The organism is Niastella yeongjuensis (assembly GCF_900110245.1).
Taxonomy (GTDB): domain Bacteria; phylum Bacteroidota; class Bacteroidia; order Chitinophagales; family Chitinophagaceae; genus Niastella; species Niastella yeongjuensis.
This window is the reverse complement of record NZ_FOCZ01000001.1, coordinates 470,434-495,903: the sequence shown is the minus strand read 5'-3', so window position 1 is coordinate 495,903 and position 25,470 is coordinate 470,434. Positions and strand designations below refer to the sequence as shown.

18 protein-coding genes are annotated in these 25,470 nt (G+C 45.3%); 8 read left to right on the top strand and 10 right to left on the bottom strand.

The genetic code is table 11. The features are described 5' to 3' along the window. Window positions 1-70: 70 nt before the first annotated feature. Window positions 71-655, bottom strand: a complete 585-nt coding sequence (locus tag BMX95_RS02250) for a pseudouridine synthase (RefSeq protein ID WP_081199043.1) — start codon at window positions 653-655, stop codon at window positions 71-73. 529 nt (window positions 656-1,184) lie between these two features. Between BMX95_RS02250 and BMX95_RS02245 the strand changes: the two genes are divergently transcribed. Continuing rightward, complete coding sequence (locus BMX95_RS02245; protein ID WP_081199044.1) at window positions 1,185-2,132, top strand: UDP-3-O-(3-hydroxymyristoyl)glucosamine N-acyltransferase; 948 nt, start codon at window positions 1,185-1,187, stop codon at window positions 2,130-2,132. A 138-nt stretch (window positions 2,133-2,270) separates the two neighbouring features. Here the strand turns inward: BMX95_RS02245 and BMX95_RS02240 are convergent, their stop codons facing one another. From BMX95_RS02240 to BMX95_RS02215, 6 genes are all read right to left on the bottom strand, one after another. After that, window positions 2,271-3,014 carry a LytR/AlgR family response regulator transcription factor gene (locus BMX95_RS02240; protein ID WP_081199045.1) on the bottom strand — a complete coding sequence of 248 codons (744 nt, stop codon included), beginning with the start codon at window positions 3,012-3,014 and terminating at the stop codon, window positions 2,271-2,273. Next, window positions 3,011-5,908: a sensor histidine kinase gene (locus BMX95_RS02235; RefSeq protein ID WP_081199046.1), complete on the bottom strand. Its 2,898-nt coding sequence runs from the start codon at window positions 5,906-5,908 to the stop codon at window positions 3,011-3,013. The genes BMX95_RS02240 and BMX95_RS02235 overlap by 4 nt, the downstream gene beginning before the upstream one ends. Window positions 5,909-6,043: 135 nt before the next feature. Continuing rightward, window positions 6,044-7,126, bottom strand: coding sequence for a carboxypeptidase-like regulatory domain-containing protein (locus tag BMX95_RS02230; protein WP_081199047.1), 1,083 nt, complete (start codon window positions 7,124-7,126; stop codon window positions 6,044-6,046). 178 nt (window positions 7,127-7,304) lie between these two features. Further along, window positions 7,305-8,303 (bottom strand): NAD-dependent epimerase/dehydratase family protein, encoded by a 999-nt coding sequence (locus BMX95_RS02225; protein ID WP_081199048.1) that lies wholly within the window; start codon window positions 8,301-8,303, stop codon window positions 7,305-7,307. 60 nt (window positions 8,304-8,363) lie between these two features. After that, window positions 8,364-9,206 (bottom strand): 3-hydroxyacyl-CoA dehydrogenase family protein, encoded by an 843-nt coding sequence (locus BMX95_RS02220; protein WP_081199049.1) that lies wholly within the window; start codon window positions 9,204-9,206, stop codon window positions 8,364-8,366. 19 nt (window positions 9,207-9,225) lie between these two features. Then, window positions 9,226-10,257, bottom strand: coding sequence for a phenylalanine--tRNA ligase subunit alpha (locus BMX95_RS02215; RefSeq protein ID WP_081199050.1), 1,032 nt, complete (start codon window positions 10,255-10,257; stop codon window positions 9,226-9,228). Window positions 10,258-10,335: 78 nt separating this feature from the next. Here BMX95_RS02215 and BMX95_RS02210 point away from each other — a divergent pair, with 78 nt between their 5' ends. From BMX95_RS02210 to BMX95_RS02195, 4 genes are all read left to right on the top strand, one after another. Further along, window positions 10,336-11,475 carry an arginase family protein gene (locus BMX95_RS02210; protein WP_081199051.1) on the top strand — a complete coding sequence of 380 codons (1,140 nt, stop codon included), beginning with the start codon at window positions 10,336-10,338 and terminating at the stop codon, window positions 11,473-11,475. A gap of 85 nt (window positions 11,476-11,560) precedes the next feature. Beyond that, a complete protein-coding gene (dacB, locus tag BMX95_RS02205; RefSeq protein WP_165758880.1) occupies window positions 11,561-12,943 on the top strand; it encodes a D-alanyl-D-alanine carboxypeptidase/D-alanyl-D-alanine endopeptidase in 1,383 nt (460 codons plus the stop codon). A 156-nt stretch (window positions 12,944-13,099) separates the two neighbouring features. Continuing rightward, window positions 13,100-13,642, top strand: a complete 543-nt coding sequence (locus BMX95_RS02200) for an RNA polymerase sigma factor (protein ID WP_081199053.1) — start codon at window positions 13,100-13,102, stop codon at window positions 13,640-13,642. Window positions 13,643-13,644: 2 nt separating this feature from the next. After that, window positions 13,645-15,423: a porin family protein gene (locus BMX95_RS02195; protein WP_133053890.1), complete on the top strand. Its 1,779-nt coding sequence runs from the start codon at window positions 13,645-13,647 to the stop codon at window positions 15,421-15,423. On the opposite strand, the gene mutL is transcribed toward BMX95_RS02195, so the two are convergent. Continuing rightward, entirely contained in the window at window positions 15,409-17,334 is a 1,926-nt protein-coding gene (gene mutL / locus BMX95_RS02190; protein ID WP_081199055.1) for a DNA mismatch repair endonuclease MutL, read from the bottom strand. The genes BMX95_RS02195 and mutL overlap by 15 nt on opposite strands. A 271-nt stretch (window positions 17,335-17,605) precedes the next feature. Here mutL and BMX95_RS02185 point away from each other — a divergent pair, with 271 nt between their 5' ends. Both BMX95_RS02185 and BMX95_RS02180 read left to right on the top strand, forming a co-directional pair. After that, a complete protein-coding gene (locus BMX95_RS02185; protein WP_081199056.1) occupies window positions 17,606-20,533 on the top strand; it encodes a serine hydrolase domain-containing protein in 2,928 nt (975 codons plus the stop codon). Between the two features lie 180 nt (window positions 20,534-20,713). Next, entirely contained in the window at window positions 20,714-21,241 is a 528-nt protein-coding gene (locus BMX95_RS02180) for a DinB family protein (RefSeq protein WP_081199058.1), read from the top strand. On the opposite strand, the gene BMX95_RS02175 is transcribed toward BMX95_RS02180, so the two are convergent. After that, a complete protein-coding gene (locus tag BMX95_RS02175) occupies window positions 21,225-22,082 on the bottom strand; it encodes a polysaccharide deacetylase family protein (protein ID WP_081199060.1) in 858 nt (285 codons plus the stop codon). The two genes, BMX95_RS02180 and BMX95_RS02175, sit on opposite strands and share 17 nt — an antisense overlap. 360 nt (window positions 22,083-22,442) lie before the next feature. Here BMX95_RS02175 and BMX95_RS02170 point away from each other — a divergent pair, with 360 nt between their 5' ends. Next, on the top strand, window positions 22,443-24,299 hold the full coding sequence (locus BMX95_RS02170) for a 2-oxoacid:acceptor oxidoreductase subunit alpha (protein WP_081199061.1): 1,857 nt from the start codon (window positions 22,443-22,445) through the stop codon (window positions 24,297-24,299). 61 nt (window positions 24,300-24,360) lie between these two features. Here the strand turns inward: BMX95_RS02170 and BMX95_RS02165 are convergent, their stop codons facing one another. After that, window positions 24,361-25,470, bottom strand: a complete 1,110-nt coding sequence (locus tag BMX95_RS02165; protein WP_081199063.1) for an adenylate/guanylate cyclase domain-containing protein — start codon at window positions 25,468-25,470, stop codon at window positions 24,361-24,363.

Genomic DNA, 25,470 nt, shown 5'->3' with positions numbered 1-25,470 from the left:
GCAGAAGGCACCCGCCTTCGCTAAAGCTATGGCGGGCAAGGTCAAGGTTCCGCTGTTATAAATTGGCAACTCACCCAAAAAGACGGGTATAGATGTCATTTTTATTCATTTCACGCATTTCACCGGGTAATAAACCATCTAAAGTGATGCCACCAATACGATAACGGATCAACCGAAGGGTAGGGAAGCCGGTTTGGGCAGTCATTTTTCGAACCTGGCGGTTCTTTCCTTCTGTTAAAATCAATTTAACCCAACTGGTTGGGATCTCTTTTCGATAACGAATGGGTGGATTGCGTTCGGGTACTGGCGGTGTGTGGGCAAAACGCGTTGCTTTACATGGCAGGGTGCGGTATTTTGACCCGTTGATGGTTATTGTAACGCCCGATTGTAATTGTTGTATTGCTTTATCATGAATATCGCCATCGACCTGCACCCAATATTCCCGTTCGTGTGCGAAGGAAGGATTTAACAGGCGATTATTTAATGAGGTATCGTTGGTAAGTATCAATATTCCTTCACTGTCATAATCCAACCGGCCTACTGCATATACATCTGCAGGCACTGTAAAGAATGTTTTCAATGTGTGTTTACCTTCTTCGGAAGTAAACTGTGATAATACCTGGTATGGTTTGTAAATGATAAAGTAGCGATGCATACAAATGAAAATCTCCCGGTGAACCGGGAGATTTATTATATGGATGGGTTAGTAAGTACCGGGAAATAAATTTCCCTCCACAATATTAAAAATAATTTTTTCTATCTAAAAAAATATTCGAATAAATTTTATTCACATTTTTTTTATGTTATGGGGAAAAGCGATGGCTTATTTCATCGTTAAGTGCAATGTTGAACATGATTTTATACTTCGTCGATGATATACGCATGCATGATTTGATTTTTTACATCAGCTGAAACATGCATTGGCAGCGGGTTGTATAAGATGCGGTATGTTGAGTGATAACAACACATGTTGTTTATCGCACGTTTGCTTCACCATCAGATTATACATACATCACAGTAAGAAAATCCATTGATGAAGCCGGTAACTGTAATTTCTTTTTTGGCAAAAAGATCATTGAAATGGTTAAAAGGCGGGGATAATATATCATAAAACATGAAACTGAAAGGAATAATACCCCATCGGTGTGGTGATCGTGCGTTACTTTTGCGAAAATTAATCGGTTATGAAATTTCCTGCTCCTGTTTCGGTTAAATGGATAGCCAATTTGATTGGTGCTGAACTCTCAGGCAATACAGAAGGAATAGCTACTGGTATAAATGAGATCCATAAAGTAGAACCAGGCGACCTGGTTTTCGTTGATCATCCCAAATATTACAACAAGTGTCTGCATTCCGATGCCACTTTTATCATCATAAATCAAAAAACCGAGTGTCCGGAAGGCAAAGCACTACTGATAGTTGATAATCCATTCGAAGCTTATCAAACCATAGTACGTCACTTTCGCCCTTTTAAACCCGCTGCTAAGCCAATCAGTGATTCGGCAACCATCGGCGAAGGCACATATATAGCGCCTAACGTTTATATCGGACATGAAGTAAGCATTGGAAAGGATTGTTTTATTGGTCCCAATGTTACCATCATGGAACACTGCGTTATTGGTGATAATGTGATCATACAGGCGGGCACCGTAATAGGATCGGATGCTTTTTATTACAATACCAAAAAGGACCGGGCGGTTTGGTACAAGAAAATGGAAAGTGGTGGAAGGGTTGTTATTGAAAGCGATGTAGAGATCGGCGCCGGTTGCACCATCGACAGAGGTGTATCGCACGATACCCGTATTGGCCGGGGCAGCAAGCTCGATAATATGGTTCACATTGGCCACGATACGGTTTTAGGTGCAAACTGTTTGCTGGCTGCGCAGGTTGGCATAGCAGGCGCTACAACGCTTGGCAACGGGGTTATTCTTTGGGGTCAGGTGGGCGTTTCCAAAACACTGACCATTGGTGATAACGCGGTAGTACTGGCACAAAGTGGTGTGGGTACTACCCTGGAAGGTGGTAAAGTTTACTTTGGTACACCGGTTGAAGAGGCGAACAATAAAAAACGCGAGCTGGTTTGGGTGAAAAGAATACCGGAGATCTGGGAAAAGATAAAAGGAATTAAATAATCAGGTGAATAGGGTCGTTTTTTAAGCGGCCGGAGTAAGCGTTGACAGGTTGGAAAGTTGACAGGTTAAGAAGTCTATTAATAGCATTTTACCTTATCAACATATCAACCTGTTAACTTTTCAACCCATTCCTCCCCTCTATTTAAACTTCGACAGAAATTCATCCTTCTTGCGCATAGATACTTCAATGGTAGTTCCGTCTTCCATTTCAATAGTGCCGCCCCGGCCCCTGTTGTATTTTTTTATAAAGAAATGATTGATAATGTACGATTGATGCACCCGGGAAAAGTTTTCAAACGGTAATATGTCTTCAAACTCCTTCAACGTTCGCGAAACCATTATTTTTTGCTGGTCCTGCATATACACAAACGTATAACTGCCTCTGGCTTCCAGCCAAACCAGTTCATTGATGTTTACAAACACCAATCCATCGAGGGTAGGAAGGGCCACTTTTTGTAAAACCGGTTTGTTTACCGACAGGTTATACATCAGAGTATCTATTTTGCTGGTAATATTTTTTGTTTTAATACGATCAGCTGCTTTGTGTACGGCCGCCTGTAGTTCTTTTATATTCACCGGCTTTAACAAATAGTCCAGCGCAGAATATTTTATGGCATTGATGGCATAGTTATCGAAGGCGGTAACAAAGATGATCTCGAAATTCACGGGCGACAGGCTGTTCAACAGTTCAAACGCATTACCGAAAGGCATTTCAATATCCAGAAAAACCAGGTCGGGTTGGGTATGGATGATAAGAGCCTGCCCGGTACGGATGTTTTCGGCCACACCGATCAGTTCTACAAGCGGACAATACTTCAGCAGCAGCTGTTTGAGCGCTTCAATGTTATTGGGTTCGTCGTCGATTACAATGGTTCGTATCATTTTTTCACCGGTTTAAAAGTAAGGGTATAAGGAAAATACAAGGTGATCCTGGTGCCAGTGGCCTGATTATGCGCATCGGTGAGGTCAATTATTTCAATCGTTATAGGGTCTGATAATTGACGATTTAAAATATTTATTCTTTCTGCCGTCAATGACATTCCTTTTGACTGGTATTCAACATGCAGTTGTGATTTATATTCATTGGCTTTTTTTCGTCCGATGCCGTTATCCTGAATAATGCATATAAATCCTTCGGTGCTGTTAAGAAATTTTATGTCGATATAGCCACCGCCGTTCTCTTTATACCTGATGCCATGCCTGATGCTGTTCTCGATATAGGGTTGCAATATCATGGTAGGGATATGCTCCATATCAGGATCGAGTTCGGGATCTATTTCAATATTATAATCGAAAGAATGGCCAAAACGCATCATCTCCATTTCAAGGTATCGCTTCAGGTATCTTATTTCGTTAGTAATGGAAATGGTGCTTTTTTCTGAATTGTCGAGGGTTTGCCTGATGAGGTAGGCAAATTCACTCAGGTACAGATTAGTTGACTCCAGGTCGTTTGTTATTATAAAATTTTGTATACTATTAAGGCAATTAAAAATAAAATGAGGGTTCATTTGCGCCCGCAGGGCCATTTGTTCCAGCTCATTCAGCTTTTGCTGCATGGTTGTTCTTTCCAGTTCTTTTTTACGCAGCATACTAAACCGCCATGCTACCACCAGCCACGTGAGTAAAATAACCGTGGCTATGATCAGGATCTGAAAAGGCAATGTTTGCCAGAAGGGGGCATCAACAATAAATGCAATAGTTACCGGATCACTTACAATGCCCTTTTTGTTTACTGCAATCAGTTCAAATTCGTAATTACCCGGTGGCAGGGATGGGTACTCCAGCACATTTTGTGCGGTTGAATCCCAGCTATCGGTAAGGCCCTTTAACCGGTAACGATACCAAATGTTACCACCCGATTTAAAGGAGATGCCTGCGTAGGATATTTTCAAACTGTTGTCCTGGTAACCCAGCCGGTAGCTGTTTTTCATTGGCTGCGATTGGTTACCTACCGAAATATCGAGTATGCGCAAATTACATTGCGAGTAATGGCCTGTTTGGGTTTCGTTGAACCAGGTAACGCCGGCAGGTGAACCTACGTAAATGGTATTCCCATCAACATATACTGCATTAATAATATCTGTGGGCAAACCATCTGAGGTGCTATAGGTGGTGACGGGATAAGGTGTTTGACTGATATTGATCTTATTAAGTCCCTTATCGGTACCGGCCCACAGAAAATCATTATTTATAAAGATGGTTCTGCAGATATTACTTGATAAACCTTCCCGTGTGGTAATGCTGTGTACCACCTGGTCGTTTTTCAGGCAAAGGATGCCTCCGCCGTAAGTGGCAATGTACAACCCGCCATCGGGCGATTTACAGAATGAGCTGATGCGTTGTTTTAACGAAGGAATGACATCGCCCATATAACGGATCTGTTTATGAGTGTTCACCACATACAATCCATTTACCGTTCCTATGTAATAGTTGTTGTTGTAAAAACACACACAGGTGGTGCGGCTGGGAAAAATTGTATCTTTTACAGACAGATCGTTTGGTTGTATCACCATAGCCCGTCGGGCTGTACCTACCAGTACCAATCCGTTCGATAATTCTTCGATTGACTTTACTGCAAAAATACCGGTGTTGAAGGTATTGCCTTTACTGGTCTTTTTTACCAACAGGCCGTCGGAGCCCATCAACAGGGAACCATCTTTTAATTGCTGCAGGCAGGTTATGCGGTTGGTGCTTCCGTAGCCCAATGAAGTATTGAACTCTTTATTTGCATTGATGGTATCGATGATGTTTGCTTCGTGTAACTGGTATATTCTTCCGAATGCAGCGCCTGCATAAATTTTATCGTTGATCTTTGACAGGGAAAAGATCTCCTGCGACTGGCTCTTATAGAAATAATGGGTTTTAAATGCCCTTGATGCCAGTTTATAAACGCCTTCCCCCAGCGTGGTGAACCAGATGTTCTTTTCACTGTCAACCAGGGCATGGCTGATCTGTTTTCCCATCAGAAATGATTCTTCATAATGATCGAAGGTAACGGTATCGACCATGTAGCTTCCCGACCAGGTATTGGAAAACAATACATGATTAATAGCCGGATCACAATCCTCGGCAGTTACTTTTAAGGTGGCCCTTACTTTATTCAGCCTGGGATCGAGATCCATTACACCAAGGCTCCCGCAGGGAACTGATGTCATTTTCCCATTGGTAATTACATAGCAGGAGTCATCTACGTTTAACTGAAACCCTTTACCACGCGGGTTGCGCCGCAGAAAAATGCGGGTAACCTCATTGCATTTGAATTGGTAAATAGCGTTGTTGGCGCTGACTATGGTAACGGAATTGTTGGTATAAAAAGCCATGTCCTGATCAATGCTTTCCCGGAATAAGGCAATTACAGATGGAAGATTGATCTTTTTAAGTACAGCGTCATTTTCCTGGTTGTGAATTTTACCCTTGTAATAATAGCAGACATTGTTTTTGAAAGGGGCCATCCATATCCGGCCTTTTGAATCGGCAAATAATTTTAATATTTCCGTTTCGGGCAACCCGTCGCTGGTGGTGAAGTTTTTGAAATGAGTGCCATCGAACCGACTGATACCGGCTTCGGTAGCAAACCAAATGAATCCGTCTTTATCCTGGCAGAGGTCGTATACGGTAGAACCGGCCAGTCCGTCTTTTACATCGTAATGAATATAGTTATACTCCTGTGCACAGGAAGTATAAACAGTTATTAAACCGGCGAAAAGCAGTAGTGTCTGAATGATGCGTTTGGTGATCATAGAAAGTTCAGTTGCTATGAGGGCAGGAGTCCTCATAGACTAACAGTTTGCTATCATAACCGGTCGCGCCTCCAGTTTTGAAATTCCGTTTGAAGGTATAAAAAAAGGTTTTAGGCGGGTATTTTAAAATGCAAAGGTTTTATTAATACGCGTACGCCTTACAGGTATTGTTTATTGGTATATGTAATCGTAAGGCAACCCTTCAGATATTTTTTTCCAGGCCCAGTAACCTGAATTGATCACGTCGTACTGTTCGTAGAAGTAGCCATTCTTTTCAATAACGAACCCATTGGAAATGTCCAGCACTGTGATCTGGAAGCGGGTTGTTGGTGGCAGTTTGTATTCTTCAAGGAATTGTTTGTCGGGATATACCTTATCGTAACTGATGCGGTAGCGGCCATTCCAGCTTACTTCCACATCTCCGCTATCGACCATATAATCCTGCTCGTTATAAGGGTTGGTAATGAATGTGCCCTTTACGCTCTCCGGATCGTCGTTCAGTTTTTCAATTATAAACCCATCCTGTTTTAAGGTGCTATCGTAAAATGAACGCATAAAATGCAGGCGGGAACCCAGGTAGGTGCGCGCCCGGTTCTTTTTCCATTGCGCTTTTACTTCCTCGGTACTATCCATTTCCTGAAACAGGGGAGAACCGGTGTATTGCGAAATATTGCTGGTATAATCGTAGCTGAAGGAGTCGAGCTGGTACCTGATCTTATACCCCAGGGAGTAGTTCACTATGATGAGGTCTTCCTTGGCCATAATTTTCAGGCGGTTCCTTTTTTTAGAATAGAAGAAGTGCAACACCTCAGGGTTTTGTATGGTGCACTGGCCTGCATTATTGGAATTGCCGATAAAGTTCTGGTTAAAGAATTTGCCGTATTTGTTCAGGCCATCCGGGTCTTCGGTACTGGCTACTACTGCTACTTCTGATAATGATTTATCTTCTTTTGCGAGTTCTATCAGCATGGTATCGGTGGCCGGCTGACTGGCGCTGATGCGCATTATCTTTTTTTCGAAACCGGTATAGGTTACCACCATGTCGTAACCGCCGTTGGGCAGGCGCATAAAAAACAAACCCTCGCTATTGGTAATAGTTCCCTGTGTAGTGTTTTGACAGTAGGCTGAGGCTCCTACCATTGGTTGTTTTGTTTCTGCATCGATCACCTTTCCCAATACAACAAATGTTTTTTCCTGCGCCAGGGCAGCGGAATAACAGGTAACGGATAACAGCAGGATCATTAAATTTTTCATCTTGAACTATTATTTTTCAGATGGATATGAATAATTTCCAATATACAACCAGTCTGTAATTAATAAAACGTTTGGCTGGCTGTGAAAGTATTGAGATAGCCGGCTTCTGCAAACGGTCCCAGGTTAAATTTCTTTAACATATTAGCGGGGGCGGGCATGTATAACTGTTTTTTGCCAGTTATAGCGGTTGCAGATGGGCCAGGTATTGTTGGCAATCTTTTTTTATAGCTTTTTCCAAGGGTGTAAATGAAAATCCGGGGAGGGATTTTAATAATTTACTGTTGTCGAAGTAGGTAATGCTTTGCGCAATGCGGGCACTTTCACGGGTAAGGAGTGGTTTTTTTCCCGACATCATGGCTTTCAACTTTTCCATGCGCCAGGCTACGTTGCCCAGGAAGGGCGTCGCTTCTTTGTTCGGGTGTTTTTTACCCAGGCCATCGGCGATGGTATTGAATAATTGTTGAAAGGTCCAGTTATCACCATTTACAATAAACCGCTCGCTGCTTGCTTCGCTTTCCATAAGCAATACGGCAGCCCGCGCTACATCTGTTACTGCAACAAATCCATTTATCCCTTTTGTAAACCAGGGAAATTCCCGGTACACATTTTTGAAGATGGCACAGCTGGAAGTGTTCCAGTCGCCATAGCCCAGTACAGTGCTGGGATTTACGATCACCATGTTAAGGCCTTCAGCAGCGCCGCGCCATACTTCGAGTTCTGCGTGGTATTTGCTGATGGCGTAGGTGGTGTGTAATTTACCCGGGAGCCACTTTTTTTCTTCTGTTACGGTTTCTCCACTTGCGGTGCGGCCGATAGCGCCAACGGAACTGATGTGAACAAATCGTTTCACCTCTTTCTCCAGCGCAATGTTCACCACATTTGCGGTCCCTTCCACATTGATCTTGTTAATTGTTCTTCTGTCGGCACCGTGAAAGGATACTTTGGCGGCGGCATGAACAACAGCGTCTATCCCCTCCATGGCTTCATCGAGTGATACCACATCGAGCACATCGCCGGGCACCCATTCAACTTTGTTGTTGATGTGCGCCGGTATAAAAAAAGGGGTTTCCCTGCTGTGGCGGATGGCCCGCACAGCATATCCCTTTTCTACCAGTTCTTTAATGATGTAGGCGCCAATAAAGCCGGTACCGCCTGTAACGAGTATTTTGGTTAACAAGTGCAAAAATTAACAGGGCACGAAGATAACCTTTCTACAATGAAGAAGGGAGATTATTAGCTAGTATTCGTAATATCCAATACCGCTTTTGCGGCCCAGTTCTCCCTTTTCAACTTTTTCTTTTTGAATGCGGGATGGTTGCAGCCTGTCGGGTTTGCCCAGGGCATCGTATACCTGGCAGCTTACGGCGTAATTGATATCATTGCCAATGAGGTCCATAAGGCGGAAGGGGCCCATTTTAAATCCGGAGGCTTCCATCAGGGTATCGATGGTATTAAAATCGGTTACTCCCTGTTCTATCAGTTTCAGCGCTTCCAGATAATAAGGGCGGGCAACATGGTTTACAATAAACCCCGGTGCATCCTGGCACAGAACGGGGGTTTTATCCATCTGCCGGGCCGTTTCAGTTATAAGATCGATGGTTTCCTGATTGCTGAAGGGGGTGGCCACCACTTCAACCAGTTTCATGATGGTGGCGGGGTTAAAGAAGTGCATGCCGGCTACCCGGTGAGGGTTCACCACTTTTTTAGCTATTTCCGTAACCGATAAGGAGGAGGTATTGGTGGCAAAAACCACATCGCCGTGGTTTACTTCTGACAGCTGGTTGAACAAACTCACTTTTATTTCCGGTTTTTCAACGATGGCTTCAATGACCAGGTCGGCCAGGCAGTCGTTGGTATCGGAAGCAAACTGAATGCGGCTCATGATGCCGTTGCCGGCTTCAGCGGTGAGCTTGTTTTTTTGCACAAGGGTTTGCAGGTTGCTTTCCATAGCCGATCGGGCTTTGTTGAGCATTCCTTCATTTACATCGTACAATATAACATGAAAGTTGTGCTGGGCGGCTGCCTGGGCAATACCGCTGCCCATGGTGCCTGCGCCGCAGACGCAAATTGTTCGAACCATTTTAGTGAGTTGTGGGTGGTTAAGTTGCGCTCGTAAACTGTCGCAGGAACCGCACGTCGTTTTCGCTGAACAAACGAATATCGTTGATGCCGTATTTAAGCAGGGCTGGCCGTTCAATACCCATCCCAAATGCAAAGCCGGTGTACTTTTCCGGGTCGATATTACAATTCTCCAGCACTTTCGGGTGTACCATACCGCAACCTAAGATCTCCAGCCAGCCGGTGCGTTTGCACACGGGGCAGCCTTCGCCACCGCACAACAGACAGGTGATATCCATTTCTGCACTGGGCTCGGTGAAGGGGAAATAGGAGGGGCGGAACCGTACTTTTACATCTTTGCCGTACATTTCCTGCACAAAGAAATACAGGGTTTGTTTCAGGTCGGCAAAGGAAACATTTTCATCGATGTACAATCCTTCGATCTGGTGAAAGAAGCAGTGGCTGCGGGCGCTGATGGTTTCGTTGCGGTATACACGACCGGGGCATATAATGCGGATCGGTAACTGCCCTTTTTCCATAGCCCGGATCTGCGTATTGCTGGTATGGGTACGCAACAGCCAGTCGGGATTTTGCTGAATATAGAATGTATCCTGCATGTCGCGCGCCGGATGGTGCTCGGGCAGGTTCAATGCGGTGAAGTTGTGCCAGTCGTCTTCAATTTCAGGGCCTTCCGCTACAGAGAAACCCAGGCGGTTGAAGATGCTGATCACGTGGTTGAGGAACAGGTTGATGGGGTGGCGGGTGCCCAATGGCAGGGGATCGCCGGGAAGGGTTACATCAACGGCAGCTGCACCTGTATCCCCGGAGCCATCCAGTTGCTGTTTCCAGGTTTCGTATTTAGCCTCGGCCAGTTGTTTGAAATCGTTCAGGATCAACCCGAATTCTTTCTTTTTATCGGTCGGAACATTCCTCATTTCGGTAAAAAGGTTCTTTACAATACCCTTAGTACCCAGGAATTTAATACGGTAAGCCTCCAGGGAATCAGCTCCATTGGCGGGTGTGCTCTCAATTTCCTGTTTATACGCTGCTATTTGTTGTAACAATTCATCCATGCTCGTTGATTAACTTTACATTGCAAAGTTAAGCATTGTAAACTTAATATATCGTACCGTTGCTTATCTTGCGCTCAAATGTCGGATACATTAAATATTGGCGACTTTCTTCAACCTGTGAACCGGTACATGTTATCGGAAGATGAAGGTTATAAAGACGGGCAGATCGGTAAAAAAATAGTGGTATATGAAGACGAGGAGATCCCTGACCTGCGGTCTGCCGACATAGTACTGCTGGGTTGCAACGAGGTTAGAGGTAACCATTTACAACCCGGGATTTCGGGCCCCGACGCCATTCGCCGTCAGTTTTACGCATTATATCAATGGCATTCCGATGTAAACCTGGTTGATATAGGCAATATCATCCTGGGCTCTGGCTTGCAGGATACATATGCCGCCCTTAAAACCGTACTGGCCGAACTCACCGGTGCCGGCAAAACGGTAGTGATCCTGGGCGGTTCTCACGATCTTACCCTGGCGCAATACCATTCCTATACCAGCAAAAATCAGATCATAGAGGCCACCTGTGTAGATTCACTGATAGACCTGAGTATGGAATCGCGCAACCGGTCGGAGAATTTTTTAATGGAAATGCTCACCGGCGAACCCAATTTTATAAAGCATTACAATCATATAGGTTTCCAAAGTTATTATGTGCACCCGCACATACTTGAAACCATGGACAAACTGCGTTTTGATTGTTTCCGCGTGGGACATGTTAAAGAGCATATCGAGGAAATGGAACCGGTGATCCGCAGCTCGCAGTTGTTTAGTTTTGATATTGCGGCTATTGCCAACGCCTACGCCCCGGCCAATCATATTACACCCAACGGCTTAACAGGTGAAGAAGCCTGCGTGCTGATGCAATATGCAGGGTTAAGCGCCAATGTAAGCACCATTGGTATTTATGGCTATGCACCCAACCTGGATAAAAACCAGCTTACTGCCAAACAGATCAGCCATATGTTGTGGTATGTGGTAGATGGTTATTACCGCGGCCAGCGTGAAGCCAAAATGGAAGAAAAGGATTCGTTCAACGAATTCAATATTGTTTTTTCTGAAATAGAAACGGTTTTTTTACAAAGCAAAAAAACCGGTCGCTGGTGGATGCAAATGCCCGATAAAAAATTCATTGCCTGCTCGTACAAAGATTACCTGCTGGCCAGCAATAATGAAATTCCTGAACGCTGGTTTCGCGCACAGGAAAGGGGCATGTAGCCTGCTAATTGAATGTTGAACCCGCCAGGCGGGGTATGTATGGAATTTTGAAGTTTAGAAATCTTAATGGTATAATCTAATGGCTATGTGGCAAACTGATACCCTATTTAATAGAATTGGTAGTTTACTTCAACGTTCAACATTCATCATTCAATATTCCATATTGTTTGTCCTGGCTTCCTGTTCAACCCAACGCCAGATCTCCAAAACAGCCAATAAAGACCTGTTCACCGATAGCAGCGTGGCGCATGCGCATGTGGGCATTAGTGTTTTTGATGCATCAGCCAATAAATACCTGTATAATCACAATGGTGAAAAATATTTTGTTCCGGCTTCCAATACCAAATTGTTCAGCTGTTATGCAGCGCTGAAATACCTGGGCGACAGCCTGCCCGGTATCCGATATTGGGAGAATGACACCGCTGTATACCTGACAGGTACGGGTGACCCCAGTTTGTTACACAGCGATTACAGGAAACAACCGGTTATTGAGTTTCTGCAAAGAACAAAAAAACACCTGTATATCACCGACACCAACTGGAAAGAAGAAGCCCTGGGCGCCGGCTGGTCGTGGAATGATTACAACGATACCTATATGGCCGAGCGCAGTGCGCTGCCGGTATATGGCAATATGATCCACTGGGTACAGGAAATTGCAGAGGGCGTTAGTAATGAAAACCAGGAAGGACAGACCCCTTCTATTTATTCAATACCTGAAATAAACTGGAAAGTGCGGTTTGCCGGTATTACGCGTAAAGCGTTTTTTGTACAACGTGACCGGGCCGAAAACCTGTTTATGATCACCGAGGGAACCGAAAAGAAGAAAGAACAGGATGTGCCGTTTGTGACCCATGGCATTCAGTCGGCTATTGAACTGCTGCCCGATACAATAGGAAAACAAATTGGATATAAGGAGGTTTTTAGAAAGCAGCCGCCTGTACTCAATACCATTTATTCGCAGCCCCTCGATTCTTTGTTACAGCCGATGATGTACCGCAGCGATAACTTTTTTGCGGAACAAACGCTGTTGATGGTGAGCCAGGCTAAGCTGGGCGAAATGAATGACGGCAGGATCATAGACACCCTGTTAAAAACTGATCTGCGTGAGCTGCCACAAAAGCCCCGTTGGGTAGATGGTAGTGGCCTAAGCCGTTATAACTTGTTTACACCCAACGACTTTGTGATGCTGTTACAGAAAATGAAACAGGAAATAGGTATGAAGAGGCTGCAAGGGATACTGCCTACCGGCGGCAGGGGCACATTGAGTAATTTGTACAAACAGGATAGTAATTATATATTTGCCAAGACCGGTACCCTGTCGGGCGTTGTAGCGCTTAGCGGGTATTTGTATACTAAAAAGAACAAGCTGCTGATTTTCTCTGTTCTGGTGAATAACCACACTGGCAGCGCAGGCACCATCCGCAAGCGGGTTGAGGCTTTTTTGAATGGGATCCGGGACCGGTATTAACAAAGTTTTTCAATTTTCTCTTTTTCTCCCCAACCGTATTGTAACCCTACTCCGTATTATTATCAGCAACTGGCAACTGGCCGTTAAACTAAAGAGAAATTTAGCATTCAAAGAACAAGTCAGGTTTATTAGATCAACACCATACAACAGGCTTGATTGTCCACCAATGCTACTGATATAGAACTGATCAATGGTTGTATCAATAACAACCGCAAGGCCCAGGAACGCTTGTATAAGAAGTTTTATGGGCCCATGGCATCTATTTGCCTGCGATATACCCGCAACCAGGAAGATGCAATAGAGGTATTGCATAATGGTTTTTTGAAGGTATTCAAGAACATTCATACATATGATATGAGCCGTGCTTCTTTGTATACCTGGGTGAGGACCATTATCATCAATTCTGCTATTGACTTTGTACGGCAACGCAGCAAATTCCATACGCACATTGAACTGGAGAAAGTAGATGAACCAGCCATTGATGCAGACGCCATACAACGCATGTCTTCCCATGAAGTTTTATTGCTCGTACAAAAGTTATCACCGGCTACCCAAACGGTGTTTAACCTGTATGTAGTAGAAGGATACAATCACCGGGAAATTGCTAACCTATTGGGTATTAGTGAAGGTACCAGTAAATGGCACCTGAGCGAGGCCCGCAAACAACTGCAAAAACTATTACAAACCTTGCAAGTGTAAATGTGATGAACCTGAAACATCCATACGAAAAACACTTAGCGGAGAAACTGGTGCAACTACCGCCACCTGGCGACCCTGACCAAAACTGGCAGCAAATGAAGACGCTGCTTGATAACGATATGCCGCGTGGTGGAGGCGCTCCTGGTGGTTCATACCGCTGGTGGGTTGCCGGCACTGTTATAGTGGCCATGCTAGTGGGAACCTGGTTTGGCGGCAAACAGCTTATTACTAAAGAACAACGTAATCAATCTGTTGCCGGCACTATTAAAACCGTTAACAACAAAAACGCATCAGCCGTTGCTTCAACAGAAAAAAATGTTGAACAACCCGCTACAAAAAATAAAAAACTGCCAGGGGCAGCATATGCGGCTACTACTACCAGTACCCCTGCCGATGCTGCGGTTTCCAATAACCAGCAGCCGGATATTGTTGTTACTAACAATGGTAATAACGAATTGGCACCTGGTGACAATGCTGCCAAGGCGCGAAGTAGTGGAAACAATATCCTTGTGCCCCATTCGGAAACAACCAGTAAAGTCCCAAACAACCCGACCGATAACAATAAAATATCTCCTGATAGAAAAAATATTTACGCTGTTGATTCAAAAAATGATAATAAACGAACTGTAAAAAACCATCCATCAAACAGCAATCGCAAGCCCCGGTCAAACACCCACAGTGGCAAAAAGGCCGCAGCTGATGCGGGCGTAGTTGTAATGAGCGGTGCTGCTGTAAGCAAGTTTAAAAAACAAAAGGGTCAGCACCCCGTAAACCACCCTACGGCCGGGGCAAATAAAAACCGGTCACGGAAAGGCGCCGGGGAACAGGATCCCTTTAGGTATAAACCAACGATTCTGCCACCCCTTCGGTCGTTGCCATCGCTGCCGTCGGCCGGGTTAAAGGAATCGCCGGTTACTTATAAGATCAATTATACCGGCGGTGCTGTGATTTCGCCCTCGGGTATGGTACAACGGGATTTTAGTTACTATATGTTCCCTGATAAGGCCGTGGCCACGAAGAAATCGGGCCGTCGCAAATCTCCCTTTAGTACAAATGAGGATAAAACCTTTGCCTTTGGTTTATCGTTGCCCATGGGATTCCCTATTGGAGATCAGGAGCCTTTGGCCTACAACAGCAAGGCAGGCGTTAATACGATCTCTGATTATATTCCATCGCCGCATTTTCAGTATCATTTCAATAACAAAACCTATTTACAGGCAGGGTTGCAGTTTAAGGCACCCCAGTTTATACATCCCCTGTTGTTATACCAAAACCAGGTAAGGTACCAGCAAGGCCCCACTATTATGGAGCAGGTAACTAATATTACTGCCCGTAAATTGTATTACTTTAATATTCCGCTTACTATTTATCACAGTCCGCTCAAGAACTTTTATATGGGTACGGGGCTACAATATTCCAACCTGTTAAGTGGGGTGGCGCAATACGAACAAATTGAAAAGCGGTATAGTCCGCTGGGGCCGCCGCAGGAATACCTGGTGCAGAATTATTTTACCCAGTTTAAGAACGACTCGTTATCGAACCGGTTGAATGGGAGTGAAGTACGGTTACTGGTTGATATGAGCTATTACTGGAGCCGGTTTACTGTAGGGCTTCAATACAGCCAGGCTTTCAATAATTATGTCAGCATACAGGTAAACCCGCCGCTGTCGCCATATGTGTTCGATAAAAATAAAAGCCTTCAGTTTTACCTGCGGTATAATATCTGGGAAGATAAAAAAAGGAGGCAGCCTAAGGGACAGTCGTTGTTAACGCTTAAATAATTGCTCCAGGTAGTCTTTTTTAAATTCAATATAAGTGGGGTTGCCGCTGGCCGTTACATTGGGCTGTGCGCACTTAAACAGGTCGGTGGTAAGGCCACGCATTTCATCGAGAGAGAGTGAGGTGCCCGGTTTTATAGCCTGCTGCCAGGCCAGCGAACGGATCAGTTTTTCCCGGCGGGAGAACTTAAGATCGCTGCTGAAATGTTTATATTGTTCCAACAGATTCTCTATGGCCAGTTTTTCATTGCCTGTCGATACATCGGCTGGTGTGCCCTGTACCACAAAGGCATTGGTGCCAAAGGGTTCAATCAAATAACCCAGTTGGTTCAGGTCGCCGGCCAATTCCATTAACAATACTGCATCAGCGGCTGACAGCTGCAGCGTAACGGGGAACAGGCTGCGCTGGGCGGGGATGCTTTTGCCTACTGTAGCGGCGGCAAAGCGCTCGTATAAGATGCGTTCGTGCGCCAGTTGCTGGTGAATGAGCATAAAACCCCGGGCAGTTGGCGCTACAATATAGCTGCTGTGCAACTGGAACAACAGGGCGTTGTCATCAACCAGTTGTTTGGCAAAGGTTGTATAATTTTGGGCGGGGGGCACATAGTCACCAACGCCTTCCTGTTTCTTCAGTTTATCCAGTAATGATTCGAACTTCTCTTCTTTTTGACCGTAACCAGTGGCAGGCCTTTCTCCGCCCCCCTCCATTGGAGGAGGAGTACCATCTTTATCAAAGAAGTCTTTCCAGTGTTTCAGTTCTGCTTTATCGCTGGGATTGATAAAGTGGGCCTGGCCTCTTTGCGAGAAATTTTTAGCCAGATCGGAAGACCGGGCAGCCTGCTGTTGATCTTCCGTAAATGGTTTGTTTAGGGCATCCAGTTGTTGAATGGTAGGGTCGAGGTCAAACTCGAGGGTGGGGGTAATGCTGAACTGGGCCAGCGCATGTTTTACGGCCGCCTGCACAAATGCATATACGATCTTCTCATCTTCAAACTTGATCTCCTGTTTGGTAGGATGTACATTGATATCTACCTGGGCCGGGTCAAGGTCAATAAACAGGGCATATAAGGGAAAGCTGTCTGCCGGGATCATTTCCTTGAACGCGCTCATCACCGCATGGTTTAAATACGCACTGCGGATGAACCGGTTATTAACAAAGAAGTATTGATCACCACGGGTTTTTTTGGCAGTATCGGGTTTACCAACAAAGCCATAGATGTTCAGGTAATCGGTTTTTTCCTGAACGGTAACCAGCCGGGCATTGTAATGCTGGCCCATCACCTGAACAATGCGTTGTTTAAGACTGCCTTTTTCGAGGTGGAATATTTGTGTACCGTTATTGGTTAGAGAGAAAAATATATTGGGGAACGACAGCGCCACCCGCATAAACTCATCGATAATGTGCCGCATTTCGGCTGCATTGCTTTTGAGGAAATTGCGGCGGGCAGGCACGTTGAAAAACAGGTTCTTCATGGCAATGCTGGTACCATTGGTGGCGGCCACCGGCTCCTGCAGTTTTACCACGCTGTTCTCGATTTCCAAATAGGTGCCTGTTTCGTCGTCCGCGCGTTTGGTTTTCAGTTCTACCTGGGCAACGGCGGCAATGGAGGCCAGGGCCTCGCCCCGAAAACCCATGGTGCGAATGTGAAACAGGTCGTCGATATTACGGATCTTGGAGGTAGCATGGCGTTCAAAGCTCATACGGGCGTCGGTTTCACTCATGCCCTTGCCATTATCAATTACCTGTATCAGCTGTTTGCCAGCATCCTGGATAATTAATTTCACTTCAGTGGCACCGGCGTCGACAGCATTTTCCAGCAGCTCCTTTACGGCACTGGCTGGGCGCTGAATTACTTCTCCGGCCGCTATCTGATTGGCAATGTTGTCGGGCAATAAATGAATAATATCCGCCAAGGCTACTCTTTTGATTTTGGGTTCGCAAATGTAAGATTATTTGATTGCATATTTCAGCATACAAAAGCAGGCAATAAAACAAGTCTTATAAGCGGGGTTCTTTACCGCCAATTAGTAAAAACCTTTATCTTAAAGTGCCGTAAACACTGAGGTTGAAGGCTTTCGTCCGCACAAAAACGCACCCAATATTAGAAGAATTTTAATGGTTTAAACCCCCTATTAACAGTAAATTTGATACTCATTTCCGGCTTATAAAAATCAGTTCAAGTACATGAGGAACTCGTTAAAAACTATTGGTTTTATTCTTTTGATCGGTTTGGTTGGTAGCAAAGTTCAGGCGCAGCGCACAGTTAATCCCGCTGCTGATCATTGGGTGGACAGCGTTTTCAAAACATTATCAAAAAGTCAAAAAATAGCCCAGTTAATGGTGGTCAGGGTGTCGTCAATTGGCGCCGACAAAAAGGTGGTGTTTTATGATAAACAGGTGGAGGAAGCCATTAATAAATATAATATTGGCGGCCTTTGTCTTTTTCAGGGTGGGCCCATAAAACAGGCTACCGTGCTTAACCACCTGCAGGTCATTGCCAAAACGCCCTTACTGGTCACCATTGATGCCGAGAACGGTGTGGGCATGCGTGTAGACAGTGTATTGGGGCTTCCCCATCAAATGATGATGGGCGCCGTGCAGGACCGTTCCCTGATCTACGATTATGGCCGGGTTGTAGGCGAGCAGTGCAAACGGATAGGCATTCAGGTGAACTATGCACCCGTAGTTGATATCAATAATAATCCTAATAACCCGGTCATCAACGACCGGTCGTTTGGGGAAGATAAATACAAGGTAGCCGATTATGGCATTGCGTATATGAAGGGCATGCAGGATGTGGGTGTGATGGGTTGCGCCAAACACTTTCCCGGTCATGGTGATGTAGCCGTGGACTCCCACCTCGATCTGCCGGTGATCAATAAAACAAGGGCCCAGCTCGATTCGCTGGAGCTGTATCCTTTCAACCAGATTTTCAGAGCGGGTGTGGGCAGTGTAATGATAGCGCATTTGTCGATCCCCGTTATTGACAGTGCCGAGCATAAGCCCACTTCTATCTCGTATAACAATGTTACCAACCTGCTGCGCAAGGAGCTTAATTATAATGGCCTCACCTTTACCGACGCGTTGGAAATGAAGGGCGTTGCCAAGTATTACCCCGATGGGGAAGCATCGCGCGAAGCATTGATTGCCGGTAACGATATGTTGTGTTTGCCCGGCGATATCCCTGGCAGTATCAAGAAAGTACGTAAGGCTATCCGCAAGGGGAAACTGCATTGGGCCGATATCAATGAGCACGTAAAAAAAGTGTTATACGCCAAATATGAATACGGACTGGCTGACTTCCGTCCGATAGATACCACTAATTTGTTGAACGATCTTAACAGCAAGGTGGCTGCTACCCGGCGTACCATTGCTGAAAATGCGCTTACCCTGTTGCGCAACGACGATCCGGCCATCTTCCCGCTTACCAAGGGCCGCCGCATTGCTTATGTGGGTATGGGTTTAACGCAGGACAATGCCCTGGCCACCCAGGTTCGCAGGGGATTTGATGCGGAGGTATATTATTTCGATTATAAAAAAGACAGCAGCGCCGTAGCACCTTTATTGCAAAAGCTGAAAGATAGTTTCGATGTAGTGATTATCGGCGTGCACAAATTTGCCCGCTATCCTGCCAATAACTTCGGCATTAGCAATGCGGCGCTGCAATTGATACAGGGTATCCAGCAACAGCAAAAATCAATCACCGTGGTATTTGGTAATCCGTACGCCATCAAAAACATGTGCAATGCACCCGTGTTGATTGCCGCGTATGAAGATGATGAGGTTACCCAGGCCACCGCCAACGACCTGTTACATGGCCGTTTTCTTCCAAAAGGAAAATTACCGGTAACCGTGTGTCCGGAGTTCAAATATGGTGATGGTATTATTGTGCGCCGGTTGTTGCCTACAGTGCCAGCCAGTCAGCTGGGGTTCAATGCCGTTAAAATGAATGAAGCCATCGATTCTATAGTGAATGATGCCATTAAACAAAGGGCCATACCAGGTGCTGTAGTGGTGGTAGCCAAAGATGGCAAGATCGCTTATGAAAAAGCGTTTGGGTATTTAACTTATGACAGCACCGAAGCGGTTTATCCTGAAACCATCTATGACCTGGCTTCTGTAACGAAGATCATGGCTACTACTTTATCGGTGATGAAATTATACGATGAAGGCAAACTGGATATTCAAAAAACACTGGGCGATTACCTGCCGGTGGTTCGCGGCTCCAACAAAGCGCCGTTAAAGCTGTGGGATATTTTATTACACCAGGCCGGTCTGAAAGCATTTATTCCTTTTTATCGCGAAACGATGGATGCTTCCAACAATCCGCTGCCTGCTATTTATCGTACCAATCCCGATACCTTGTACAGCATACGGGTGGCTGCCAATTTATACATTCGTAAAGATTGGGAAGACACCATCATGAAGCGCATTTTGACCAGCCCGCTGGAGCCAAAGGGTAAATATATTTATAGTGATAACGATTATATTTTCCTGGGCAAGATCGTGGAAGCGATCACTAAAATGCCGCTCGATGTATACGTAAAGAAAACTTTTTACGATAAGCTGAACCTGTTGGAAACAGGTTTTAAACCTGCCGAGCGTTTCCCGCTTGATTATATTGCACCTACTGAAAAAGAAAAAGGTTTCCGCAATCAATTGCTGCATGGCGATGTGCACGACCCGGGGGCTGCCATGTTTGGCGGAGTGGCCGGTCATGCCGGTTTGTTCAGCAATGGTTATGAAGTGGCTGTGCTGGCGCAAATGTTATTGAATGGCGGCGTGCTGAATGGACAGAATTTTTTTAGCCGTAAAACGGTGGATTATTTTAATCAATATCATAGTGAGATCAGCCGTCGCGGGCTTGGGTTTGATAAACCTGAAAAGGACAACGCCACGCGTGCAGAACCTTATCCCTGCGCTTCTGCTTCACCCCAAACGTTTGGGCATACCGGTTTTACCGGTACCTGTTTCTGGGTTGATCCAAAGAATAACCTGATCTTTGTTTTCCTCAGCAACCGGGTGAACAGTCCTGAAGCAAACAAGTTCCTTCGGATGAGTATCAGGCCTAAGGTGCAGGAAGCCATTTACCAGTCATTGAAGCCTTATTAAGATTATATTGAACTAATTGAGGGCCTGATTGTAATTTAGAGCATGAAGTAAGAGATAAGAGGCAGGAAGTAAGAAATTAATGAAATTCTTACTTCCTGCCTCTTACTTCTTTTACCTATATCCTCAAAGGATTCATTTTATCATACATTCACTTTGAAAATAAGATAACTTCTTTCAGTTATGGCACAAACCAAACAACCCGAAGTATGGCTGCGTGGCGCATTGCCCGGCTTCCCGGCCCTGGTACAACCGGTAGCGCATGCTTTATTGCAGGCAAAGGATGAGATCCATAGCAAGATGGATAATTTTCCCGATGCCCTGCTTTGGGAACGCCTGGCGGGGGTAGCATCACCCGGCTTTCACTTAAAACATCTGGCTGGTGTGCTTGACCGGCTATTTACTTACGCTGCGGGCCAGCCTCTTTCACCAACACAACTGGAATATTTGAAAGCAGAGGAAGTACACGAGGAACAGGATACCGTAACCTCTCTGCTTGTTAAACTGGATACTCAAATAACCGCTTCACTGGATGCACTGAAAGCCATCGATGAAAATACGCTTACCCAATTCAGAGGCGTTGGCCGTCAGCAATTGCCTTCTACCGTATTGGGATTGCTTTTTCATGCCGCTGAACACACCATGCGGCATACCGGGCAATTGCTGGTAACGGTTCAGGTGCTGCGCAACAACTTTAGGGCAGGGCTTTAACGCCCGGATATTTACTTGCCACTACCAGTTCATATTCTTCCCGTTTTTTCAGGCATTTGATGAGCTCATGTAATTCGCAGCTGTCATCACTATCATCATACACCTGATCGTGGGCCAATAACACCAGGTTCTCGGGTGTCATTGTTTTGTTGTGCGCAAACAGGCTGTCTATCTCCTGCAACAGAAATTCTGATCTGTTTTTAAGGGTGAACGTTTTGTGATCATAATGCCATTCCAGGTCCCAACCCATAATGGTAAAACCTGCCTGTTGCAACGAGTCGGCAGCCGCCGCGCTTTTCTTCAGATCGGTAAAGGTGAGTGTATCGATCCGCCAGATGTTCCTGCCCGGCGTTCGTACAATGGTGTTAGTCAACTGCAGGCTGTCGTTGCAACGCCTGAAGTCCTGTACTACGGTATCGGGTTTTTGATAAAACTTTGCGTAATGATTGTGCGCATGCGTATAGCTGTGATTACAAATTTCAATAGAGTCGGTAATTTGCAGGCTGTCCCAGGTAGCATGTTGTGAGGTGCTGGCGAATACGTGTTCGCCAATAATAAAAAATGTAACGGGCACCTGTTCCTGTTGTACAATTCGTAAAACTTTGCGCGTGCCTTTGTTAGGGCCATCATCAAAGGTGAGGTAGATCTTCTTCTTTTTCTTTTTTGGGGGCGATGCCCTGACCGTTTCTTTTGGCGGGTCATTGGGCACATTGTTGAAAGTGGGTTTGATTTTACCCTCGCGGGTGGTTTTGGTGGTTGTTATTAATACCAGTAAGAGCATAAGGAGCCGATAAAAGAAGGCGGCGGTATTAGGATCGCCTTCCTCAGCATTTGTTTCCATAAATGTTGTGGGGATTTTTGTTGTATGAAATTATTAAGCGGGCGCTGGATTGTAAAATAGGCTTTGGTTAAAAATTGTCTAAATCGGGCATGGGGCAGAAGGCAGAGGGCAGAGACGGGAGAACCATAGATAGGTAAAAGCACCAAGGTGACAATAGCGGGAAAATACTAATATCATCCGAAATAGCGGATAATCAAATAGCTGCATCATTTTCCGCTTATCGTAAATGGGGGTAAATCCTTGCTGCACGGGCATCCGGGGGTGGGGAATGTACGTATATGCTTAAACCAATAGCAATTAAGTCAACAATCTGTCTTAACTTATAGTAATTTTGCAAATTAACTAGAACAACAGACTACAATGATTCGTAAAGAACAGGTCCTGCAGGATGTAGTGATCAAATTTGCCGGTGATTCCGGAGACGGGATGCAGTTAACAGGCACACAGTTCACTAACAACACTGCTTTGCTTGGCATTGACCTTGCCACTTTTCCTGATTTTCCGGCCGAAATACGTGCCCCCCAGGGAACCCTGCCTGGCGTAAGTGGATACCAGCTGCGATTTTCGAGCGACCGGGTTTTTACCCCCGGCGATGAGTGTGATGTACTGGTAGCTATGAATGCTGCCGCGTTGAAGGCGAACCTGAAAGCCCTTAAAAAAGGCGGTAGAATAATAGCCAATACCGATGGTTTTGATATCAAGAATTTGCGCCTGGCCAACTATCCCGACGGCATAAACCCGCTGGAAGATGGCAGCCTCGAGAACTATGAGGTCATTAAAATGGATGTGACCAAAATGACCCGCGAGGCGCTGAAAGAAATTACCATGGGCACGAAAGAAAAAGACCGTGCCAAGAACATGTTTGTGCTGGGTTTCCTGTACTGGATGTATAACCGGGATATGGAAAACACCATTCAGTTCCTGAAAGACAAATTCAATAAAAAGCCTGAGATCCTGGAAAGCAACGTGAAAGTATTACAGGCTGGTTATAATTTTGGCGATACTACTGAAACGTTTACTACCCGCTATAAAGTAGATAAGGCCCGGATGGACAGCGGTGAATACCGGTCCATTATGGGTAACCAGGCAGTGGCCTACGGCCTTATTGCCGCTTCGCAAAAAAGCGGTCTGCCTTTGTTCCTGGGTACTTACCCTATCACCCCTGCGTCGGATATTTTACATGAACTGAGCCGTCACAAAGGCTTTGGGATAAAAACCTTCCAGGCAGAGGATGAAATTGCCGGTATTTCTGCGGCTATCGGAGCGGCTTATGGCGGCAACCTGGGTGTTACAACTACTTCAGGTCCGGGTATGGCATTGAAAGGTGAAGCGATGGGTTTGGCAGTGATGCTGGAAATTCCATTGTTGATCTGCGATATTCAACGTGGCGGCCCTTCAACCGGCTTACCTACCAAAACGGAGCAAAGCGATCTGTTACAGGCATATTATGGCCGTAATGGTGAATGCCCTATGCCGATCGTATCTGCCAGCACCCCCAGTGATTGTTTTGATGCAGTGTATGAAGCGGTACGCATTGCCGTACAACATATGACGCCGGTGATCTTCCTGAGCGATGGCTATATTGCCAATGGCGCTGAACCCTGGCGTTTTCCTAAAGCAGATGACCTGCAGCCGATACCTGTTAAATTCAAAACCGAGCTGGGTCATGGGGAAGATAAATTCCAACCCTATTTGCGTGATGAAAAACTGGTGCGTCCCTGGGCTATCCCGGGTGTGCCCGGATTGGAACACCGGATTGGCGGCCTGGAAAAACAAAACAACACCGGTAACGTAAGTTATGATCCTGAGAACCACCAATTGATGGTGAAGATCAGACAGGAAAAAGTAGATAAAATTGCTGATTATATTCCCGAACAGACTTTAGACAGCGGTCCTGAAACCGGTAAGATCCTAGTGCTGGGCTGGGGTAGTACTTATGGTGCTATTAAAAGCGCAGTTGCTGAATTGCAAATACAAGGGTATGCCGTAAGCCATGCGCATTTACGTTATGTGCGTCCGTTCCCCAAAAACCTGGGCGCCATACTTAAAAATTTTGAGCAGGTGTTGATCCCTGAGATCAATAACGGCCAGTTGATCAAGATCATCCGTGATCAGTATTTTGTTGATGCAAAAGGATACAACAAGATCATGGGTGTGCCCATTACCAAAACCGAACTGGTAATGAAACTGCAGGAAATGCTGGGCCGCGTGAATTAAGATTGTAACTACTTCAAATAGATCTATAATCCCTCCTGATCCTTTCGGGAGGGATTTTTTATTAAAACTTCAAGGCATACAGTTCCATAGCCGATTCCTTCCCTTTCAGATCAACCAGGCCCAGGTTGGCCAGTTGCCAGTTCTTTAAATTGGTTTGGGAAACGAAGTCTTTCGATGTGATCACCTGCTGATTTAATTCGCTGGTAGCGGAACGAAGCCGGGCTGCGGTGTTCATGGTATCACCACTCATGGCCAGGTCTTTTTTAATAACGCCTATTTCGCCAATGGTTACCTCTCCGGTATGAATGCCTGCTCTGAATTCAGGAACAATCCCATATTGCCTTTTAAAATAGTTTCTGTTACGTTGTAATAGTCTTTTACAATCCAGCAAAGCCCGCAGGCATTTGCGGTTGGCATTGCGTTTTTTTACTGTCCATGATGCCACTACTTCATCGCCTACATACTGATAGATCTGACCGTCGTTTTCCAGCAAGGCTATTGAAATAAAGTAAATGAAATCACGAATAAAACGGAAATATTTTACATGACCCAATTGCTCTGCAATGGAAGTTGAATCAACCAGGTCGATGAAGATAATGGTACGCCTTTCGTTTTTGGGCGTTAAATACCGCCCGATCAGAATGTCGAAGAAAACGCCGGGGGAATATTTTTCATTTACTTCTATGATAAGGATGGTTATCAGGAACGTGATGAGCCACCGTACCCATTGGCTGAAGAACAGCGATGATTGGAATGTTTTATAGTAATTATGTCCCAGCTCGGTAGTGAGCGGCTCCTTTTCTATTAACCAGATATATGTGAAGTGCAAAATATAGTTCAATAAAAAAGCGGCGGCTACCAGTAAAATGCTTTTTATTAGCAGGCTTAACAATAAGGGAAGATTTCTGACCAAATGTTTTAATTGAAAGATAAGCAGGTAGGCCATAGTGAGGCAGATAATAAAGACGAGTCCGGTTCGCAACAACAGAACCGCCGAGGTATGCATATCGAATGGCCGCTCTGCCTGGTCAATACGGTCGCGGAAGAATTTATACAAATAAACACCCATGTCGATGATGGTCCAGAACAGACCGGTCATCAGCATCAGTTTTATCCGGTATCTGTTGATGGCGCCTAATCTGATCATTATGGGACGACCGAATGCTTTCAT

Bases quoted from the DNA above. Each gene is read 5' to 3' on its own strand.
- BMX95_RS02250 (WP_081199043.1), bottom strand. From the start codon at position 655: ATGCATCGCTACTTTATCATTTACAAACCATACCAGGTATTATCACAG.
- BMX95_RS02245 (WP_081199044.1), top strand. From the start codon at position 1,185: ATGAAATTTCCTGCTCCTGTTTCGGTTAAATGGATAGCCAATTTGATT.
- BMX95_RS02240 (WP_081199045.1), bottom strand. From the start codon at position 3,014: ATGATACGAACCATTGTAATCGACGACGAACCCAATAACATTGAAGCG.
- BMX95_RS02235 (WP_081199046.1), bottom strand. From the start codon at position 5,908: ATGAGGACTCCTGCCCTCATAGCAACTGAACTTTCTATGATCACCAAA.
- BMX95_RS02230 (WP_081199047.1), bottom strand. From the start codon at position 7,126: ATGAAAAATTTAATGATCCTGCTGTTATCCGTTACCTGTTATTCCGCT.
- BMX95_RS02220 (WP_081199049.1), bottom strand. From the start codon at position 9,206: ATGGTTCGAACAATTTGCGTCTGCGGCGCAGGCACCATGGGCAGCGGT.
- BMX95_RS02215 (WP_081199050.1), bottom strand. From the start codon at position 10,257: ATGGATGAATTGTTACAACAAATAGCAGCGTATAAACAGGAAATTGAG.
- BMX95_RS02210 (WP_081199051.1), top strand. From the start codon at position 10,336: ATGTCGGATACATTAAATATTGGCGACTTTCTTCAACCTGTGAACCGG.
- dacB (WP_165758880.1), top strand. From the start codon at position 11,561: ATGTGGCAAACTGATACCCTATTTAATAGAATTGGTAGTTTACTTCAA.
- BMX95_RS02185 (WP_081199056.1), top strand. From the start codon at position 17,606: ATGAGGAACTCGTTAAAAACTATTGGTTTTATTCTTTTGATCGGTTTG.
- BMX95_RS02180 (WP_081199058.1), top strand. From the start codon at position 20,714: ATGGCACAAACCAAACAACCCGAAGTATGGCTGCGTGGCGCATTGCCC.
- BMX95_RS02175 (WP_081199060.1), bottom strand. From the start codon at position 22,082: ATGGAAACAAATGCTGAGGAAGGCGATCCTAATACCGCCGCCTTCTTT.
- BMX95_RS02170 (WP_081199061.1), top strand. From the start codon at position 22,443: ATGATTCGTAAAGAACAGGTCCTGCAGGATGTAGTGATCAAATTTGCC.
- BMX95_RS02165 (WP_081199063.1), bottom strand. From the start codon at position 25,470: ATGAAAGCATTCGGTCGTCCCATAATGATCAGATTAGGCGCCATCAAC.